Annotated in this window: 19 protein-coding genes, 1 tRNA gene and 1 pseudogene; 5 read left to right on the top strand and 16 right to left on the bottom strand. The window is 63.5% G+C overall.

Features of this window, described 5'->3' with window-relative positions; genetic code table 11:
• A complete protein-coding gene (locus FG486_RS02390) occupies nucleotides 1–1,122 on the bottom strand; it encodes an efflux RND transporter periplasmic adaptor subunit (protein ID WP_181266834.1) in 1,122 nt (373 codons plus the stop codon).
• Nucleotides 1,123–1,318: 196 nt separating this feature from the next.
• The gene (locus FG486_RS02395; RefSeq protein ID WP_181266295.1) at nucleotides 1,319–2,554 is read right to left on the bottom strand and encodes an FAD-dependent oxidoreductase; all 1,236 of its coding nucleotides are present in this window, start codon (nucleotides 2,552–2,554) and stop codon (nucleotides 1,319–1,321) included.
• A gap of 196 nt (nucleotides 2,555–2,750) precedes the next feature.
• On the opposite strand from FG486_RS02395, the gene FG486_RS02400 reads away from it, so the two are divergent.
• Both FG486_RS02400 and FG486_RS18090 read left to right on the top strand, forming a co-directional pair.
• Nucleotides 2,751–2,827: transfer RNA gene (locus FG486_RS02400), tRNA-Met, on the top strand.
• 175 nt (nucleotides 2,828–3,002) lie between these two features.
• Nucleotides 3,003–3,278, top strand: coding sequence for a hypothetical protein (locus tag FG486_RS18090; RefSeq protein WP_241695561.1), 276 nt, complete (start codon nucleotides 3,003–3,005; stop codon nucleotides 3,276–3,278).
• An 81-nt stretch (nucleotides 3,279–3,359) separates the two neighbouring features.
• On the opposite strand, the pseudogene FG486_RS18385 reads toward FG486_RS18090, so the two are convergent.
• The 11 genes and pseudogenes from FG486_RS18385 to FG486_RS02465 all read right to left on the bottom strand — a co-directional run.
• Nucleotides 3,360–4,433, bottom strand: a pseudogene (locus FG486_RS18385) (recombinase family protein); the annotation flags it as partial.
• 72 nt (nucleotides 4,434–4,505) lie between these two features.
• Nucleotides 4,506–5,204 carry a DNA methyltransferase gene (locus FG486_RS02420; protein WP_181266297.1) on the bottom strand — a complete coding sequence of 233 codons (699 nt, stop codon included), beginning with the start codon at nucleotides 5,202–5,204 and terminating at the stop codon, nucleotides 4,506–4,508.
• 2 nt (nucleotides 5,205–5,206) lie between these two features.
• Nucleotides 5,207–5,737 (bottom strand): hypothetical protein, encoded by a 531-nt coding sequence (locus FG486_RS02425; protein ID WP_181266298.1) that lies wholly within the window; start codon nucleotides 5,735–5,737, stop codon nucleotides 5,207–5,209.
• Nucleotides 5,737–6,018 carry a hypothetical protein gene (locus FG486_RS02430; protein ID WP_181266299.1) on the bottom strand — a complete coding sequence of 94 codons (282 nt, stop codon included), beginning with the start codon at nucleotides 6,016–6,018 and terminating at the stop codon, nucleotides 5,737–5,739. The genes FG486_RS02425 and FG486_RS02430 overlap by 1 nt, the downstream gene beginning before the upstream one ends.
• On the bottom strand, nucleotides 6,015–6,185 hold the full coding sequence (locus FG486_RS02435) for a hypothetical protein (RefSeq protein ID WP_181266300.1): 171 nt from the start codon (nucleotides 6,183–6,185) through the stop codon (nucleotides 6,015–6,017). The genes FG486_RS02430 and FG486_RS02435 overlap by 4 nt, the downstream gene beginning before the upstream one ends.
• The gene (locus tag FG486_RS02440; protein ID WP_181266301.1) at nucleotides 6,182–6,397 is read right to left on the bottom strand and encodes a hypothetical protein; all 216 of its coding nucleotides are present in this window, start codon (nucleotides 6,395–6,397) and stop codon (nucleotides 6,182–6,184) included. The genes FG486_RS02435 and FG486_RS02440 overlap by 4 nt, the downstream gene beginning before the upstream one ends.
• Nucleotides 6,394–9,063: a toprim domain-containing protein gene (locus tag FG486_RS02445; RefSeq protein WP_181266302.1), complete on the bottom strand. Its 2,670-nt coding sequence runs from the start codon at nucleotides 9,061–9,063 to the stop codon at nucleotides 6,394–6,396. The genes FG486_RS02440 and FG486_RS02445 overlap by 4 nt, the downstream gene beginning before the upstream one ends.
• A 97-nt stretch (nucleotides 9,064–9,160) precedes the next feature.
• A complete protein-coding gene (locus tag FG486_RS02450; protein ID WP_206678353.1) occupies nucleotides 9,161–9,496 on the bottom strand; it encodes an ogr/Delta-like zinc finger family protein in 336 nt (111 codons plus the stop codon).
• The gene (locus FG486_RS02455; RefSeq protein WP_181266303.1) at nucleotides 9,493–9,987 is read right to left on the bottom strand and encodes a phage regulatory CII family protein; all 495 of its coding nucleotides are present in this window, start codon (nucleotides 9,985–9,987) and stop codon (nucleotides 9,493–9,495) included. Before FG486_RS02455 ends, FG486_RS02450 begins: the two co-directional genes overlap by 4 nt.
• Nucleotides 9,984–10,328: a hypothetical protein gene (locus FG486_RS02460; protein WP_181266304.1), complete on the bottom strand. Its 345-nt coding sequence runs from the start codon at nucleotides 10,326–10,328 to the stop codon at nucleotides 9,984–9,986. Before FG486_RS02460 ends, FG486_RS02455 begins: the two co-directional genes overlap by 4 nt.
• Nucleotides 10,325–10,660 (bottom strand): YdaS family helix-turn-helix protein, encoded by a 336-nt coding sequence (locus FG486_RS02465; protein ID WP_241695562.1) that lies wholly within the window; start codon nucleotides 10,658–10,660, stop codon nucleotides 10,325–10,327. Before FG486_RS02465 ends, FG486_RS02460 begins: the two co-directional genes overlap by 4 nt.
• A 77-nt stretch (nucleotides 10,661–10,737) precedes the next feature.
• Here FG486_RS02465 and FG486_RS02470 point away from each other — a divergent pair, with 77 nt between their 5' ends.
• The 3 genes from FG486_RS02470 to FG486_RS02480 all read left to right on the top strand — a co-directional run bounded on the left by FG486_RS02470 (nucleotide 10,738) and on the right by FG486_RS02480 (nucleotide 12,995).
• Nucleotides 10,738–11,397: an XRE family transcriptional regulator gene (locus FG486_RS02470; protein WP_277816955.1), complete on the top strand. Its 660-nt coding sequence runs from the start codon at nucleotides 10,738–10,740 to the stop codon at nucleotides 11,395–11,397.
• 16 nt (nucleotides 11,398–11,413) lie between these two features.
• On the top strand, nucleotides 11,414–12,133 hold the full coding sequence (locus tag FG486_RS02475) for a WYL domain-containing protein (protein WP_181266306.1): 720 nt from the start codon (nucleotides 11,414–11,416) through the stop codon (nucleotides 12,131–12,133).
• A 193-nt stretch (nucleotides 12,134–12,326) separates the two neighbouring features.
• Nucleotides 12,327–12,995: a hypothetical protein gene (locus tag FG486_RS02480; RefSeq protein WP_181266307.1), complete on the top strand. Its 669-nt coding sequence runs from the start codon at nucleotides 12,327–12,329 to the stop codon at nucleotides 12,993–12,995.
• 54 nt (nucleotides 12,996–13,049) lie between these two features.
• Here FG486_RS02480 and FG486_RS02485 read toward each other — a convergent pair whose 3' ends face one another.
• The 3 genes from FG486_RS02485 to FG486_RS02495 are packed head-to-tail and all read right to left on the bottom strand — an operon-like array spanning nucleotide 13,050 to nucleotide 16,789.
• Nucleotides 13,050–14,054 carry a contractile injection system protein, VgrG/Pvc8 family gene (locus FG486_RS02485; RefSeq protein WP_181266308.1) on the bottom strand — a complete coding sequence of 335 codons (1,005 nt, stop codon included), beginning with the start codon at nucleotides 14,052–14,054 and terminating at the stop codon, nucleotides 13,050–13,052.
• Between the two features lie 5 nt (nucleotides 14,055–14,059).
• Nucleotides 14,060–14,599, bottom strand: a complete 540-nt coding sequence (locus FG486_RS02490; protein ID WP_181266309.1) for a phage tail protein — start codon at nucleotides 14,597–14,599, stop codon at nucleotides 14,060–14,062.
• Nucleotides 14,600–14,602: 3 nt separating this feature from the next.
• On the bottom strand, nucleotides 14,603–16,789 hold the full coding sequence (locus FG486_RS02495; RefSeq protein WP_181266310.1) for a phage tail tape measure protein: 2,187 nt from the start codon (nucleotides 16,787–16,789) through the stop codon (nucleotides 14,603–14,605).
• Nucleotides 16,790–16,805: the final 16 nt, after the last annotated feature.

The raw sequence follows: 16,805 nt of genomic DNA on the forward strand, positions 1-16,805 counted from the left end.
TCAGCTTTTCTTGTCGGGTCGGGGTGCCGCGATCACCTGCGGCTTGCTGGCGGGGACGGGACGGACGGGCGCGCCGGGCTTCACCTTGCCCAGACCCTGCACGATCACCTTGTCGCCGGGCTTGAGACCCTGGGTCACGACCCAGTCATTGCCGACCGCGCGCTCGGCCTTGACCTTGCGCTCGGTTGCCTTGTTGCCGGTATCGACAACAAACACGCTGGCCTCGCCGCGCGCATTGTGGGTGACCGCGGCCTGCGGCACCAGGATGGCGTTGGTGTTGATCGCCTGGTCGAAGCGCGCGCGCACGAACATCCCCGGCAGCAGCAGCCCCTGCGGATTGGCAAAGCGGGCGCGCAGTGTGACCGTTCCGGTGGCGGCGTTGACCATCACTTCGGAGAATTGCACGACCCCGCGCGGCCCATATTCGCTGCCATCCTCGAGGATCAGCGACACCTCGGCGCTCGCAGGCACTGCCCCACCCTGCGCCAGCGAGCGGCGCAGCGCGAGCAGATCGGCGCTCGACTGCTGGATATCGACGAACACCGGATCGACGCCCTGGATCACCGCCAGCGGCTCGGCCTGGTTGCCCGTGACCAGCGCACCCACGGTCAAGAGCGAACGACCGATGCGACCGCTGATCGGCGCAGGCACGCGGGTGAACTGCAGGTTCACATTGGCGGTCTGCACCTGCGCCCGGCCCTGCTGCACCGCGGCGGCGGCCTGGCGCGCGGCGGCCTGCGCATCGACATAGTCCTGCATCGCGACCGCCTGCGCTTCGGCCAGTGGCTTCAGACGCTCGGCACGGATGCGCGTGGCCTCGGCATTGGCGATAGCGCTGTTGAGGTTGGCGCTGGCCTCGGCGGTCGCCGCGCGATAGAGCCGCTGGTCGATCTCATACAGCGTCTGCCCGGCGCGGACATAGGCGCCTTCGGTGAAGAAACGCCGCCGGATCAGGCCGGTGACCTGCGGACGCACCTCGGACATCTCGAACGCGGCGATGCGGCCTGCAAGCTCGACCGCGACCGGCACCGAACTGGTTTTCGCGACAACAAAGCCGACCTCTGGCGTCGGGCGCTGCCGCCCCTTGCCCTCATCGCCCGCAGAACAACCGGCGAGCGCCAGCGCCGCCAGGCCGGTAACGGCATAGCGCGCAAGAAACGTTCGTGTGGGGCGAACGGAAAGCGGAATGGCTAACTCGCAGAAACCTGGGGGACACCGTATACGATGGTTACTTCGTATCTAGCTGGTTAACCCATGATAGGGCAAGATTGTTTCCTGGTTCGCACATTTTTTGCCGGATTTCGCTAAAAACACAGGCTCAGGCGTGGCCAACCTCCTTGATCGGCACGCTGGCATCGGCGAGTTGTTCAAGATCGAGCGGGATCGCGTCGAGAATGGCCTTGCGGCCTTGCACATAATCCTTGGTGGCATTGACGCAATCGAGCGCGATGACCTTGCCGCCGCGCAGATACACGACCGAGAAGCTGCGGCTCGCCGGATCGCCGCGCACCAGCTCCTGATCGTAATCGACCGAAAGGCCCACGGTCTGCAGCCGGAGGTCATACTGGTTCGACCAGAACCAGGGAATCGCGTTATAGGCCTGCGCCTGATCGAGGATGTGCGCTGCAGCAACCTTCGCCTGGTCATTGGCATTCTGCACCGACTCCAGCCGAATGACCCGATCGTTCGCAAATGCATTGGCATGCGCGGCGCAATCGCCGATCGCATAGACATGCGGCAGGCTGGTGCGGCAGAATTCATCGACATCGACGCCGTTGCCACCGGCCGCTCCGGCGCTGATCAGCGGTCCCGTCTGCGCGATAATGCCGATGCCGACGATGATCATGTCCGCCGCAATCCGCTCGCCATTGCCGCATTGCACCGCAACGGCATGACCCGAATCATCGGTTTCGATATGATCGACGGTATAGCCGGTGCGCAGATCGACACCGTGCGCGCGGTGCTCTTCCTCGAAAAACGCCGACAGCGCGGGGCCGGCGACGCGCGACAGCACCCGATCGAGCGCCTCGATCAGCGTCACCTGCTTGCCGAGCTTGCGCATCACCGCGGCCGCTTCCAGCCCGATATAACCCCCGCCGATGATGGCAACGCTCTGGGTCGTCTCCATGCGCGCCATGATCTTGTCGACATCGGCGCGGGTGCGCACGGCGAACACGTTGCGCGCATTGCTGCCCTGGCAATCGAGCATGCGCGGGGTGCCGCCGGTGGCCCAGATCAGCTTGCCATAGCCCACGCTCGCACCGCCGCTCAGCGTCAGGCTGTGCGCCACCGGATCGACCGCGGTGACGCGCTTGCCGAGCTGCAGGTCAATTCTCCGCTCGGTCCAGAAGGCTTCGGGGCGCAGCAGGATGCGGTCGAACGGCTTGTCGCCCGCCAGATATTCCTTGGAGAGCGGCGGCCGCTCATAGGGAGGGAAGGATTCGTCGCCGATCAGACCGATCGTGCCCTCAAAGCCCATCTGGCGCAGGCAGATCGCGGCCTGGGCTCCGGCATGGCCTGCCCCCACGATCGCGATGTCATAGCTGTCCTGCACGGCACTCCCTCCTCAAGATCCGGCCCCTGCCCTTACGGCATCGCCAGCCATCTGCCGGTTGCGGTCGCGGAAAACAAGCCCGCAAGCGACGCAGGCAATTCTTGGCGCAGACAAAGTGCAATTTGGTTTGACCGCGGCGCATCGGCCAATTATAGGGCGCGACCTGCACCGGCCAATGGCCCGTGCCTGCCGGGATGGCGGAGTAGCTCAGCTGGTTAGAGCGGCGGAATCATAATCCGTAGGTCGGGGGTTCAAGTCCCTCCTCCGCTACCACCGTTAACGTATAATCTCCCCCCTTTGGGGGCACCCCTTCCGCCAGAGCCATGATGTTCTGCAATCGGCCCACCAATTCGACCTCCAGACCCGTGCGGCCAGGCGCGGGGGTGAGCACAACATAATCAATCAGACTGCGCAGGATGTTGCGCCCTGTGCGCTCGGCGGCGGCGTCATGAGCGAGGGTGGCGGTGATGTTCTTCACCGCCTCGCGGTAGCTGTCGACGATCGCGGGGTGCAGGATGATCGTGTTTTCGGCCTTGCGTTCGCCAATCTGGGCGAGCAGCTGCTCTCGCTCGGCCCGGGCGGCATGGAGCGCGGCGAGCAGCTCGGGGATTTTTCCGCCATCGTCGGCGATGACCGTCACCAGGCGATCGATCTTGGCGTTCAGCTGATCGACCTTCTTGCGCTGGGCGCTCTCGGCCTGGCGGTCGCGCTTCTGCAGCTCTGACCGGCGGCGGTGATAGTGCTTCACCGCAGCGGCGATCTCATCGGGGTGGAGCAAGTGCTCCTCCAGACCGCCTAGCACCTTGCGCTCGAGCACCGCGTTGCTGATCTGGCGACGGTTGGTGCAGGTGCCGGTGCTGCGCGTATTGGCGCAGCCCCAATGGCCGTTGGCGACAATCACCACCGAACCCTTGCAGACGCCGCAGCGGATCATCCCCGAGAGCAAGCGCTTGGGCCTGCGGTTGACTTCCTTCGCGACCTGCGCGCGCGCGCCGAGCGCCAGCTGCAGTCGTTCCCATTGCTCCGTCGGAATGATCTGGAGCTCGGGCACCGGCGTCCGCTGCCACTTTTCCGGCGGGTTGGGCCGCGACACGCGGCGACGGGTATCCGGGTCACGCACCATATGTGTGCGATTGTAGACCAGAATTCCGCCATAGATTTCGTTGCGGAGAATTCCGTTCTGTCGGCGCACGTCGCCGTTGATCATGGATACCGACCATTTGCGACCTGTAGGCGACGGCACGCCTTCAGCGTTCAACCGGCGTGCGATCGTGCGCGCCGAATCGCCTTCCAGATATTCGCTGACGATTCGCCTGATGATCTCGGCCTGATCGGGGTCGATCTCGCGTAGGCCAAGCTCCGGCTCGCCGCGTGCATCGAGACGATGCACCTTGCGATAGCCATAGGCCAGATTGCCGGGGATCCGGCCTGCCGCGACGCGGCCGCTCTGCCCGCGCCTGATCTTGTCCGCCATGTCCTTCCGGAACAGCGCGGCCATGGTGCCCTTGAAGCCGATCTGCAGTTCGTTGATCTCGCCCTCGGAGAGGCTGAAGATGCGCGCGCCGGCATGGATGATGTGATCGTGCAGCCAGCTCATGTCGCCCTGGTGGCGAGAGAGGCGATCGAGCGCCTCTGTCAGCACCTGGTCGGCCTTGCCCGCCTTGATATGCTCAACCAGTCCGTTGAGGCCTGGACGGTCGCGCACCGCCCCGGAAATAGCGAAATCGGTGAAGACCGCCGTTATCGTCCAGCCTTCACGCTCGGCGTGCTCTTGGCAGACCCTGACCTGATCCTCGATCGACCGGGCATTCTGAAGCTGGCTGCTGTAGCGCGCATAGATGGCTGTCCGCACGAATCGCTTCCTCCGTTTCGCGCGCATGGTCGCGCTGTGCCAGTGCCTCGGCAAGCGCAATGGTGATATCGCGGATCTCGATTGGGGGTGACCGGCGCATCAGGCTTTCGCGAGCGCGGCCTCATAGGCTTGGGTGACTCGAGTCACTGCCGTTGCGAAATGGTCGGGGTTGTGCTCGATCCCGGTGAAGATCAGCCCGGCCTTGATCGCTGCCACGCCGGTCGACCCTGTGCCCATGAAGGGGTCGCAGACCGTGCGGCCTGCGATGTTGGTCATGATCTTGTCCATGACCGGTTCGGGCTTCACCGTGCCATGGTTGAACTTCTTTGCTGGTGCGACCGAGGCACTGACAAAGCGCCGCTTCTCGGCAAGGCTTCCCTGCGGTTCAAAGCCGCGCGACCATGCGTGAAAATAGTATTCGGTGTCGTAGAGATAGTGCTTGTTGGCCACCGGCATCGGGTTGTTCTTCGACCACCCGCCCAGGATGAAGCGACGGAAATTCCCCTTCAGGTGCGCTGCAACTTCCGGGATCTGGTCATTGTGGCAGAACACGACGGCCGCACCGCAGAGCAGCGGGTTGATGATGCGGTGATCAAAGCCTTGGTCGAGCTGCTGTTCGACGATCATGCGGGTCGCGACGCGCGCTTTGCGCATGTTCCCGGCACCCTTGGCCTTGAACTTGTAGGGCGGATCCATGACGTCGGCATCCATCCAGCCCAGGATGGGCCGGATGGCATAGGCATCGCCCAGGTAGAGGCGGTGCGGGCCGATCTGCACCATATCACGGATAGCGCTCATCGTCAGGCAGCCTGCTGCGACGGCAGGGGGATGGGATCGCCATTGGCGTCGAACATGTCGGCGAGCTTGCTGGGGGCCATGGGCGGCAGGGCTGGCTTGCCGATCGGCGGCTTTGCGGGTTGACCGGCTGCCATCGCCTGCCACGCGGCCATGCCATCCCGCTGCCGTTCGAGCTGGTGCACTGCCTTGGACAGCTGGCGCCAGTGCTCGGCCAGGTCTTCCCTGCCCTTGCGCAGGATCTCCGTCTCGATCGCATCGCGCGCGCGGGTGACCGCTTCTACCGTGCGATCGATGGGGCAGATATCCGCGGCGCGGGTGTCGCCGTTGCGCGGACTGGTGCCGGGCACCGGGTGCCCTGCCAGCCAGGCCTCTGCCGCCGCCCAGGGGGCAATGTTTGCCTCGGCGGTTTCCGGGTCGATCCTGCCGGCGGCGATCGCGGCCTCGGCGCTGGCGATGCGGCGGTCGAGCTCGCGCGAGATGAAGGGGCGGTCAGGCAAACCAGCAGCAATGACCTTCCCAAAACGCATGCTCATCAATCGGTCCTTTCACCGAGCATGCGCGCCTGCAGGTCGAAGGCGCTTTGGGAGGTCCATCGGGTGGAGGGTGCGCGCGCGGCGCGGCGGGCAGCGATGATCTCGCCCGCCCTGCGCTTCCAGCTGCGCCAGTCGGCCATGCGCTTTTCGGCATGGGCGCGGATGAGGTTGTTGCGGATGGCGCTAGGGAGCTGCGGATAGCAAAGATCGCAGATGCGCTGCCAACGCTGGCGGGTGTGCGTACATCCCGGCACGTCGCAGATATGCTGGCGGCGGCTCATTGCGCGCGCTCCTGGATGAGATCGTGCAGCTTCCACTCCCTCGCCTGCTGCTCGAGCTGGCGAACGCGAGCGCGCGCACGCTCGAGCTGGGTTGGCAGGTTGCGAACCCGCATGCGGAGCCTTTCGTCGGCCAGTTCGGGGCGGCTGATCGGGCGTCCCATGATCACGCCCACCCCGCCCAGTGCAGGCCGAGCGCCAGCACGGCGACCAGTCCCATGGCGCCCATGGCAAGGCGATCGCGGGCGATCTCGGCACGGCTATCGACCGGGGAAACCTGCTGGCCGATCGCATCATAAAGCTGGCCATCGGGCAGGCGCGGCGGCTTGCAGTCGCGGCACCGGCAAAGCTCATCGTGAATCGGGTTGACGTGCGGCATCATGCCATCTCCTTCTGGGGTGAGCGGGTGGAGGCTGCTGGCTGGGCTGGCTGTTCAAAGACCCAGCAGTGCGAGTTGTGACCGGCGGGGTTGTTCACCTGCTTCTGGGCGATGAACTTCCGGGATTTGGAGCCGCGCAGCAGACGCTTGAGCTCCATCATGTTGACCGGCTGAAGCCCGGCATTTCGGCAGCGCTGTTCAAAATGGCTGAGGCTGACCGCCATGAAGCGTTCGGCATGCCGATGCTGATTGATGCTCTCGCCTTCGCCGTGAGCATTCGGACCTTCGCGCGAGATCAGGAAATCGACTTTTTCCCAGAAGTCGGCGACCAGCGGGTGATCACCGCCGCAGCTGTCCTGGCGATCGAGTGCCATGTGGTCGACGAACTCGACAGTCCTGGTGAGCCACGCCTCGGGAACATCGAACAGATGTTTGAGGCAATCGACGGCGGCGGCGAGCTGGCTGTGCGTCTTGATGCAGCGCGAGTTGTGCAGGCCGCGCACGCGCTGGCGCATGCCGCTTTCATGATGGATGTAGCGCCGGAAGAAGAACTCCAGATAGTCGGCTTCCTTGCGGACAACATGGACGATCGTCCCCGACATGGATTCCATCGGCCAGCTTTCGAGCTGGATGGCGGCGCCGCGGGTCTCATCGCTCCACTCGGCCTTGTCGATCTTCATCGACATCAGGCGCTCGAGCACGGCGGGCTGGGCGTCGATGCGCTCATTCTGCATCAGGTAGATCGTGCCCCAGAAGGGCGGCTCGAAAGTCTCGGTGCCGGAGGATTTCATGCCGAGCACGCGCGGGCTGCGCCCGTTGTAGAGGGTCAGCAGCTCCTGCCAGTCGAACCGGCGCTGGTGCCCCTTCCCCTCTTCGCGATTGCCCTCGATCAGGCCGACAGGAAGGTTGGAGACCTTGAGGAAGTTGCGGGTGACACCGGCGTTGGTGCCCTTGTTCGGGTCGAAGCCCTCGTAACCAGATCGGCCGAGCATCTTCCACATCAGCTCGACCAGGGTGGTCTTGCCCGATCCCGGCTGACCGGTGATCTCGAGAAAGCCGAGCGACTTGTGCTTTTCGCGGATCTGCACCGCGAAGAGCGACATGGTGAAAAAGGCGAGCGCGACCAGGCCGCGCGGTCCCCAAGCCTTCCAGACCAGGGGCACCCAATCGAACTTGAGCGCATCGGGCTGCCAGTCGATATCGAGGATGCGCTCGGCGCTGCGCAGCTTCACCGCCGACTTGCCCAGATCGAAATAGTTCTCGCGATTGACCTCGATCACCCGGCCATCGCGCACGGCCAGATCGCCCAGAACCCATGCGCGGTGCGGCGGCGAATATCCGGTGAAGGCGATGGGCTCGACGGTCTTGAGCTGCCGCATCTGCCGCCGCATGATGTTGTCCAGCTGCTCGCCGGTGCCTGACCACATGCCCGCGAAGGCGAGCAGGCGCTTCTTGAACTCGGATGATGCGGCGCAGGCGGCGTTGCTGAACCGGGCCTTTTCGGTCTTGGCCCCATCGGGAAAATCGATCTGGATGAAATAGTTGGTCTCATCCGCGATATCGTCGCGCTCGCGGTAGAGGATGCGGAAGGCGCAGTTTGCGATCTCGTTGACCTGCAGCTGCGGCTTCTGGTCTTCGTCATAGGTGGTCTTGGCCCAGAACAGCCGGTTGCCGTGACGAAATTCGAAGCTGGAGAGCGCCTTGCGCTCGATGATCAGCTTGGCCTTCTCGCGCGGCGTGGCGGCGATGGTGACCTCGCCATTCCATATATAGCCCGCGATCGCGCTCTCGCTGAACGGTGCACGATCGGGCTCGCCGTTGAACTTGGAGTGGCGCAGCCAGAGATCGTTCCAGTCGAGCTTGGTCCCCTCGCCATCGGGCCGGACCTGGGCGGCGGTGGCGTTCCAGCCTTCCTCGCGCGCCCGCTTCACAAACTTGCGGGTGGCAGAGACGCCCGCTGCGCCGACATCGAAGGCGAAGACCAGGCGCGGCGGGTTCTTGCGCGCGGGGCTATCGGCAACAGCCCTGCGCAGCTCGGCAAGGGCATGCTCGGGATAGTTGTTGATGCTCATCAGGCTGACGGCATCAAGGCCCGCCTGGCGCAGCGCCTGGGCGTCGAATATTCCCTCGGCAAACCAGATGTCGTCGGCCAAGGCGAGCTGCTGATAGCTCGCTGCCGGCGGTGCCCACCACCATCCGCTCCAGTTGCTGCCGGGCTTGAAATTGGCCTTGCGCTTGAACCTGCCAGGCCGGTCGATCAACCGCTCCCACCAGCTGTTGTTCTCGAGCGGGAAGCGGACCGTGGCACTGACCTGCCCGGTCTCGCGATCGAAATAGGTCTCTTGCGTGTAGAGGCCTTCGAGCTGGCTGATATCGAGGCCGCGCTCGACCGAGAGATAGGCGTCGGCGGTGGCGGTGGGGTGGACCTCGGTCGGCGGCGCGCGGCGGGTCCAGTCCTCGAAAAGCTCGGGCAACAGGTTGCGGACGCTGTCTTCCCATCCGCACTTTTCGACCCTGCCGCACTTGACGATCTTCGGATCCTCGGCGGCGCAGAATGCCTCCCATTTGTCGCACTGCGGGCACTGGCCCTGTTGCAGCCAGGCACCCTTGGCCGACTTGAACCGGAACATCTGTTTCAGGTCGGCGATAATCTGATCGGAAAGGTTCATCTCGGGCCTTTGTGGCGCGGGGCATCGACCCCGGAATTGCGGGTTGCGGCTTGGGCGGGGGGATGATCGGGAAGGTCAGTCGGCTGCCGACGCGCGGTCAGCCGAACATGGGAATCTGGCGCGGGTCATGGCCGGGGTCATTGCCCGGCTCGCGCGCGCTTTCAGGATAACGCCGGCGGACATAATCGCTCGGCGCCATCGGCAGGTTGATCTGCGGATTGGGAATGGCGCTGGGCGACAGCGTGAAGACCGCCGCCAGCTGCGCCTTCCAGGTATGGCCGCAGTCGGTGTTGAGGCAGATCAGGTACAGGTCCTTCACCGTCTCGTTGACCCATTCCGACGTGCGGATCGTGGCGGGCGCATTGCAGTGCGGGCACTGCACGAAGCCCTTGCGCATCCGTGTGGTCAGCCCTTCCCCCTCGCGATCTCTCACCGGATGGCCTCCCGAATGATCAGCCGCGCCTCGGCGCGCATGGCGATGGCGTTGGCGATGATGTCGTCGCACTCGCTCACGATGCGCTCGGCATCCGCGCGGCAGATGATGCCATCGGCGGTGGTCTCGACGATCGCCTGGGCGAGGTCGCTGTTCTCCTTGCTCTGCTGCGCGAACAGCATCAGCAAATCCTTGCCAGTGGCGGTGATGGTGGGCGTGCGCACCAGCTCATAGCCCAGCTGCCGTGCGCGGGTAGCGAGCACATGGGGATGGCCGGGCATCCCCACGGTTTCATGCTCCAGCGCCGCAACCTCATCGACGCGCAGGAAGCTTTCGGTGTGGGGGTTGATGCAGTCGCTGATGCGCTGCTGGCGGGTGCCGAGGCGCGAGGCGGCGGCTTCCTGACCACCAAAGGCGCGCACCAGTGCACGGCAGGCGGTCTTCAATTCCTGCTGGTCGGGGGGCAGCACGATGTCGCGGCGATCGGTCATGCGGCCTCTCCGGTGCGAAGGGGGAATTTACCGGCTGACGTCGCGCGCAGGATGCTGGCAGACCAGGTCTTGCCGGAACGGTGGGCAGGGGTGACCACCGAGAGGCGCTGCCGGGGGGCAACAGATGTGCGGGCAGCCAAAGCCTGACCCAGCGCAAACGCGTTGGCGACAAAAGTGGCCGTGCGGGCAGGTTCTGTCTGAAGGGGGGCAGCCCCTTCCCGTACGGCCACCGGTTCGCAGAGCCAGGTTTCATCTTCCAGCGCATCGGGAAGCGCAAAGCCACGCTGGAGCATGGGGCCGGTCTGCGAGCGGCCGATCTGAATGGGGGAAGCAACGTTCACCGGCGGGCACCCGCCGTCATGCGCTGGGGCGTGGCAAGGTCGATTCCATAGAACCGGTCTTCGAGCGGATGGGCGAGCGTGTCCTCGACGCCATCAGGATTGATCGGGGGCCGCGGATAAATGTCAGGCCGCAGATCGTGCCGCGACACGCCATAGAGCCGCTCAGCCACCAGCACATATTCAGCCGGAAGCTGCCGCGACTGGTTCAACCAACGCCAGACCGTGGGCTGCGTGGTGCCGACATCGCGGGCGAATTGGGACTGCCCGCCTGCCTTTTTCACAGCGGCTTGGAGGGCTTCGAAGCGGGTGGGGTTCGTTTCCATGCCGCCCATTATTCAAATCTGAATAACAATGTCAATCAGAATCTTTGCGTATCGTTCTATTCGGGATTGAATAACGTGCGCGGGCAATGATCGCCGAACGAATCTCTGAGCGCATGAAGGCCCTTAACCTGACGCAAACTGCGCTGGCTCGGCTTGCGGGCATTTCGCAGCCCAGCGTCGCGCACCTGGTAAAGGGGCGTGCCGCTGGCTCGACCCAACTTCACAAGATCGCTCGCGCGCTGCAGACCACGCCCGAATACCTGACGGGCGAAACCGACGATCCGAGCGAGGGTGCCCTCCCCGTCCCCACGGCAGACGATGTTGCCGACCAGGTCGGCGGGGTGCGGATCAAGGAAATCGATCTCGACTATGGCATGGGGGCCAGCTGGATCGACGGCGTGCCGGTGACCGAGGTCGAGCGGGTGTTCCCTGCCGACTGGCTGGTGCAATTCACCCGTGCCCACCCGCAATATCTGTTTTTCGCGCACGGTGCGGGCGATTCGATGATGCCGACCATCATGGATCGCGACATCGTGCTGATCGACACCACCCAGCAGACGCTCAACATGGCCGATCGCATCTGGGCCGTGGCATTCGGCGGTGCCGGCATGATCAAGCGCCTTCGCCCGCAGCCAGACGGCGGCGTGAAGCTGATGAGCGACAACCCCTCTGTACGCGATGAAGTTGCCTATGATGGCGAGCTTTCGATCATCGGGCGCGTCGTTGCGGTGATGCGAAAAATCTAGCGGAAAGGAAGCCAACATGTCGGTCGACGCATTGCTCACTAAAAGAGTTAGGCGGCATGCACCGACAGGATTTTCCCCCCAGATTGACGCCGACGACAGTCGGCCGACTCTGGCACCGTCAGAAGAGTATTCGGGCTGGTGTTTCTTTGTTCTCTACACGAACGCCCAGGGCATACCCTCAAAACGACGGCTCACGCTCAAGTCGATTGAGGGCTATGGACACGCACAGGTTATCAAGGCTTATTGCCACGAACGACAGCAGTTGCGTGCTTTCCGCATAGACCGGATCAGGGAACTCGTATCGCTTTCAACTGGCGAACTTCTGTCCCCCGCGTTGTATTTCGAAGAATGCCGCTCGTTCGGACGGATTACCACCGGAGACAAGGCGCTGTTCGATTTTCTGAAAGTGCTAGTTTTTCTCGCGGAGTGTGACGACGAATTCCACCCCCTAGAGCGCGAAGCCATTGAAGCCGCGCTCACCAGCTACATCCTTAGATTTGGCGGCTCCGAAGAGACGATCCCCAAGCTTCTGCAGACGATCGAGAATCTAGCTCCCGACGGTGCAGACTTCATCGCATCGCTTGCCCGCTTAGCGAAACATCCAGAGGCCCGGAGTGTCGGCCGCCTGCTCGAAAACGCGATGGCAGCGGTAGTGAGTTCGGACGGAACCGTGACGTCAGACGAACATGAATGGCTTGTAGCGGCGATCGAGGCAGTAAGGGACTTACAGAGTTGATCGTTGTTGCTGCCATGCTCGCCGTCGCCAGCGGCCAATCCTTGGTTTGCACATCCACGCATGTCTGGGATGGCGATGGATTGATCTGGTGCGCGGCAGAGCCAACGGCGCCTATCGCGGTGAACTGCGTAGGGGAGCACTAATGTCGATACCAATGCGCTGTGGCCAATGCGGATATCGCGGCACAGCCCGCATGATAACGCTGACGAACTCACTCAACACAACAATTTCGGGGAGCGAAACCTGCCCGCGATGCGGTGGCAGGGCGGAATACCAAGCGGGCACCTACGATTTTTTTGGCGACACGATGGCTGCATTCCGCGCGCCGGGGGTGACGCGGGCATCGGTTAAGGCCTTTGCAGACGTGGTATCTTCGGCCGCTAGAGGCGAACTCACCCATGACCAAGCATTAGAACAAGCCGAGACAATTAACAGCACATTGGCCACTCTCTTTAGAACCGCTGCAATCAATGGCGTTTCAATTGATAGACTACTTAATATAATTTCTATCGCCCTGGCCGCTTGGGCCCTCTATTCATCTGAGGTCGACGGAGACGAGACATTAGGCGAGCTTCGCACTCAAACCGAACTGCACGAGATGATTCTGCAAGAGACTCAGAAGCAGACATCAGCTTATCAGCTGTCTGCAAAGAGTTCCGCGAAGCAAGCCGAAGCTGCCGAGAGGATCGCAGAAGAGTCCCGAGAGCAGACACGTCTGCTGCGTGAATTGGCAGCCATACAAAATTTGCAACGGCAAAGCCCATCAGAAACGCAGGCACCGATGAGCCGCGCTGAAAGACGCCGCGCCGAAGCCATACAAAGGAAAAAGTTGAAGAAGCTCGGCAAACAAAAGAGACAATAAGTGGTCTGATCTTGCTCGATTTCATTGCTCATTCAGTCTCCAAGCTAGCGGTAATTAACCACCAACCGCATTCTCCAGCTTGATCGCGGTCACCAACCCGCCTGCTCCAAACCGCGTCGTTACCTCCCCGACCAGCCACTTCATGCCGTCAATCTCGCTGTCCCAGCCTTGGAGCTCGACGGGCATGTTGGGGGTAATCGCCGGATCCCCGAAGGCGAGATCATAGGTGAAGCTATAGGCGGTTCGCTTGGCCTTGTCGGCAGCGCTCTTCGCGGCCTTCTCGGCATCGGCCTTGCTGGCATAGACCTTCTTGAGCTTTTTCGGCTTGCTGCCGCCGGTGGTGACGGTCTTGCGCTGGCCCGCATCCTGATCGTGATATTCGGCGCTGGCACCATCGGCCCCGGTGCGCTCTTCATGCCGGAAGCTCCAGCTCCAGCCATCGACCTTGGTCAGCCGTAGGGTGGGCAGCGCCTTGCCACTTGGGGTGGTGCTGGAGCCCAATGGCATGAAGATGAGGGTGCCCGCCTTGACCGTGGCGACGGCATCGTAGCGGCGGCCGAGATCGCGAACGAAGGCCATGTCGCTCTTGCCTGCCTGCTCGATCGCCTTGATGGGAATCGCGGCCAGCTCGCCGGTGATGCGCGAAGAAAAGCCGTTCTCCCCCGCGATCGTCTGGATGATGGTGCCAAGCGTGGTATCGACCCAGCTCTTGGTACGGCGGGTGCGATAGTCGCCGGTGAGATCGGCGGAGCGGGCGCGGATGGTGATGATGTCGGGCGGGCCGCTCCGCTCGACCTCGTCGATCCTGAAGCTGCCCTTGTCCACCATGCCGGGCAACACATCGTCGCCGGTTTCCCAGCCCAGGGCGAGCTTGAGCACCTTGCCGACCTTGGGCGGGGCGATCTGGCCATCGTGATTGTGAATGGTGAGATCGAGCGTATCGGCCTCATCCCCCCGCTTCTCGGTCAGGGTTAGGTCAATGATGCGCGGGTTGACCCGGCTCGACAGGTCCACGCCATTGTCGAGCACCAGGCGGCAAGCTGCCTTGTTGGCCACCATAGCAGTTAATCCTGCCTCACCAGGTCGACCGCGAATTCAGTGCGCCGCGCGATTCCGCCTGCGATGATCGAGGTGCCTTTGAGGTCGATATTCTCGATGCGATAGCAGCCCCAGATCTGGCCCGCGCCATCGAGCAGCGGCCAGTTGTCGCCAGTGCTGGCCATGTCCACCAGGTTATCGATCGCGCTGAAGCTGCCGGCGACCTCGGGCACCAGCACGCCGGTAAAGCTGACCGTGTCTTCGCCGAGCCCGACATATTGCGCCGCGGGGCGCTCTGTGTGCCGCTCGCTGGTCGCATGCCTCCAGCTCATGCGGCGCTGGAATTCCTGATAGGGAAGGCTTTTCATTCCGAAGACGAACATGCCGAGCACCATCAGCTCGGTGCCCTGCGGCAGGCCCGCAGTGCGCAGGGCCGAGGTATCGCGCGTGGGCGTAGCGGATAGCGCGCCGAAAAGATCATCGAGCCTGCGGGCGTCAGAGCGCACCTGGTCGATGCGACCCCGGGCCTTGTCGAACGGCAGATTCAGCGAGGGCGGGAATCGCATCGATCAATCATCCTCATAGCTGGAGCGGCGGCGGACGCCCATCATCTGGTCGATCTTCTTCACCACCAGCTCGGCCAGTTCGTTCACGTCCTGACCGGGCAGCGCGTTGATGGTGAGATAGAGTGTCAATGCTGCTGCAGCTGCCGCCGATGCTCCGCCTGCCCCTGCAGACCGGATTGGTGCGCCGGCTGCGGCGAGGCGAGGCATGCCACCCTTGGCGACACCCTCTGCAAGCCGCTGGGCCGACTGGATTGCGCGCCCCCTTCCCCCATCGATCCCCATTGCCATGCCGGCGCTGACATGCCCGCCCAGCGCCATGAACAGGCGGCTCGGCGACTTGATGCCGAGGAACGCCTTGATCTTGTCGATGCCGATCCCGACGATGCGCTTGAGGGCATTGAAGACGCCCATAGGGTTGCCGAGGATGCCCGAGATCAGCCCCTGCACGATCGCCTTGCCGATCGGCCCCATGTTGCTCACGAAGCTGCGGATATGGGCGAGCGCGCCGTTGAACGTCTTCTTGATCGTGTCCCAATGGGAATAGATCATATAGGCGGCGAAGGCGATGCCGGCGACCAGCGCAATCATCGGGTTGGCGAGCATCGCGCGGCCAAGGAACATGATCGCCTGGCCAGCTACCCAGGCACCCGATCGCAGCAGCCACAGGCCCTTGCTGAGCACGCCCAGCGCGCGCAGCTTCTGAAACCAGCCCCATGCGGTGGCGAACGGACCGATGATGCCCCCGAGGGCGATTTTCGCGGCCCCCAGCCCTAGCTTGAAGACGGCGAGACCCGCGACCAGCTTTATGATCGTCGCCGCTGCCTCGGGGTTAGCCTGCGCCCAGTTCGACACCGCCATGGCGATACCGCCGACCTGAGACAGCGCCTCGGTCATGATGGGCAGCAGGGTGGTGCCGAGCGTGATGGCCAAGGTCGACGCAGTGCCCTTGAACGCCTCCCAGCTGACATTGGCATCCTTGAGCACGCGCTGATCGAACGCCTTGTCGATGACACCGCTGGATTTCAGGGACTTGTCGCGGATGGTGCGATATTCGTCGAGGTTCTGGATCAGGCTGCGCAGCGCGCCCTGGGCCTGCATGTCCTCGAACGCATAGCCCAGCTTTTTCAGGTCACCGCCGGTGGCTTGTTTGGTGATCATGGCGATGCTCTCGACCGTGTCATAGCCCTGGGCCTCGAGCTTCTTCATCGCGGCAGGCAGGTCGATTCCGAAATTCTTCTCGAAGGCCTTCACCGTGGCAGGCGCGTTGATCTTGGTCAGCAGATTCTGGATGTTGTTCGCCGCCTGGTCGGCATTGCCGGTGCCCTTCTCAGCGATCTGCAGCGCGGCAGACAGCTGTCCCACCGCCGGCACGCCCTTGGCCCCCAGCGCCTGCATCTGCGCGGTGAGCGCCGGGAAATGGCGCGCCATGTCGCGGATTTCGAACGCGCCCATATTGCCGCTTGCTGCCATGACATCGAGCGCGGCACTCGTCTGGCTGATCGGCACCTTCAGGTTGTTGAGATTGGCATACGCCGCAGCAGCGCCGTCGCCCAGATCGACGCGGAATGCGGTGCCGAGCCTGCCGATGGCAGGCGCGAGCAGCACGGCCTTGCGGGGATCGAGACCCTTGCCTGCCAGCACATCGACCGCCTGGCGCATGTTCTCCGGCAACTGCTTTGATGCCTGTGCCGCCTGGACGATCGTATTCTGCAGGCGCTGGGTGGCCGCGTCGGACAGGTCCGCCTTTTGCTGGATATCGACCATGCCGGTGGTGAAGTCTGCCGCCGCCTTGGTGGCGAGGATCAGCGGGGCGAGCAGCGATGCGCCCTGGGCAATGTCCGACTGGCCCGACGATATCAGATTGGACGCCATGGCCTTGCGGTCGGCGGTCTTGCGCTCGATCGCGGCGAGCTGCCCCAGCTTGGCCTTTTGCTGCTCGATCTGGCGGTTGGAGAATTCGAGCTGGCGGGCGAGATCGCGCTCGCGATTGATCAGCGCGGTGACGTTGCCGGTGGCAGACTGCATCTGCCTGCCGACATCAGCGAGCTCGCGCTTGAGGCGGCGGGATTCATCACCCATCGCCTTGAGCGCGATCGAGCCCTTCTTGCTGGCACCGGTGATGTTGCGGATCGATCCGGAGAGCTTGTCAGCCCCGATGAAGCTGACCAGCAGCGACAGCTTGTTGCTCACGTCTCTCGCTCCATCC

Origin of the sequence: Blastomonas ursincola (assembly GCF_013607875.1) — a bacterium.
In the GTDB taxonomy this organism is placed as follows: Bacteria; Pseudomonadota; Alphaproteobacteria; order Sphingomonadales; family Sphingomonadaceae; genus Blastomonas; species Blastomonas ursincola.

What these genes read in the sequence shown, in the direction of transcription:
- FG486_RS18090 (WP_241695561.1), top strand. Translation starts at nt 3,003, where the DNA reads ATGAGCGAGGGTGGCGGTGATGTTCTTCACCGCCTCGCGGTAGCTGTC.
- FG486_RS02420 (WP_181266297.1), bottom strand. Translation starts at nt 5,204, where the DNA reads ATGAGCGCTATCCGTGATATGGTGCAGATCGGCCCGCACCGCCTCTAC.
- FG486_RS02425 (WP_181266298.1), bottom strand. Translation starts at nt 5,737, where the DNA reads ATGAGCATGCGTTTTGGGAAGGTCATTGCTGCTGGTTTGCCTGACCGC.
- FG486_RS02430 (WP_181266299.1), bottom strand. Translation starts at nt 6,018, where the DNA reads ATGAGCCGCCGCCAGCATATCTGCGACGTGCCGGGATGTACGCACACC.
- FG486_RS02440 (WP_181266301.1), bottom strand. Translation starts at nt 6,397, where the DNA reads ATGATGCCGCACGTCAACCCGATTCACGATGAGCTTTGCCGGTGCCGC.
- FG486_RS02445 (WP_181266302.1), bottom strand. Translation starts at nt 9,063, where the DNA reads ATGAACCTTTCCGATCAGATTATCGCCGACCTGAAACAGATGTTCCGG.
- FG486_RS02455 (WP_181266303.1), bottom strand. Translation starts at nt 9,987, where the DNA reads ATGACCGATCGCCGCGACATCGTGCTGCCCCCCGACCAGCAGGAATTG.
- FG486_RS02465 (WP_241695562.1), bottom strand. Translation starts at nt 10,660, where the DNA reads ATGGGCGGCATGGAAACGAACCCCACCCGCTTCGAAGCCCTCCAAGCC.
- FG486_RS02470 (WP_277816955.1), top strand. Translation starts at nt 10,738, where the DNA reads ATGATCGCCGAACGAATCTCTGAGCGCATGAAGGCCCTTAACCTGACG.
- FG486_RS02475 (WP_181266306.1), top strand. Translation starts at nt 11,414, where the DNA reads ATGTCGGTCGACGCATTGCTCACTAAAAGAGTTAGGCGGCATGCACCG.
- FG486_RS02480 (WP_181266307.1), top strand. Translation starts at nt 12,327, where the DNA reads ATGATAACGCTGACGAACTCACTCAACACAACAATTTCGGGGAGCGAA.
- FG486_RS02485 (WP_181266308.1), bottom strand. Translation starts at nt 14,054, where the DNA reads ATGGTGGCCAACAAGGCAGCTTGCCGCCTGGTGCTCGACAATGGCGTG.
- FG486_RS02490 (WP_181266309.1), bottom strand. Translation starts at nt 14,599, where the DNA reads ATGCGATTCCCGCCCTCGCTGAATCTGCCGTTCGACAAGGCCCGGGGT.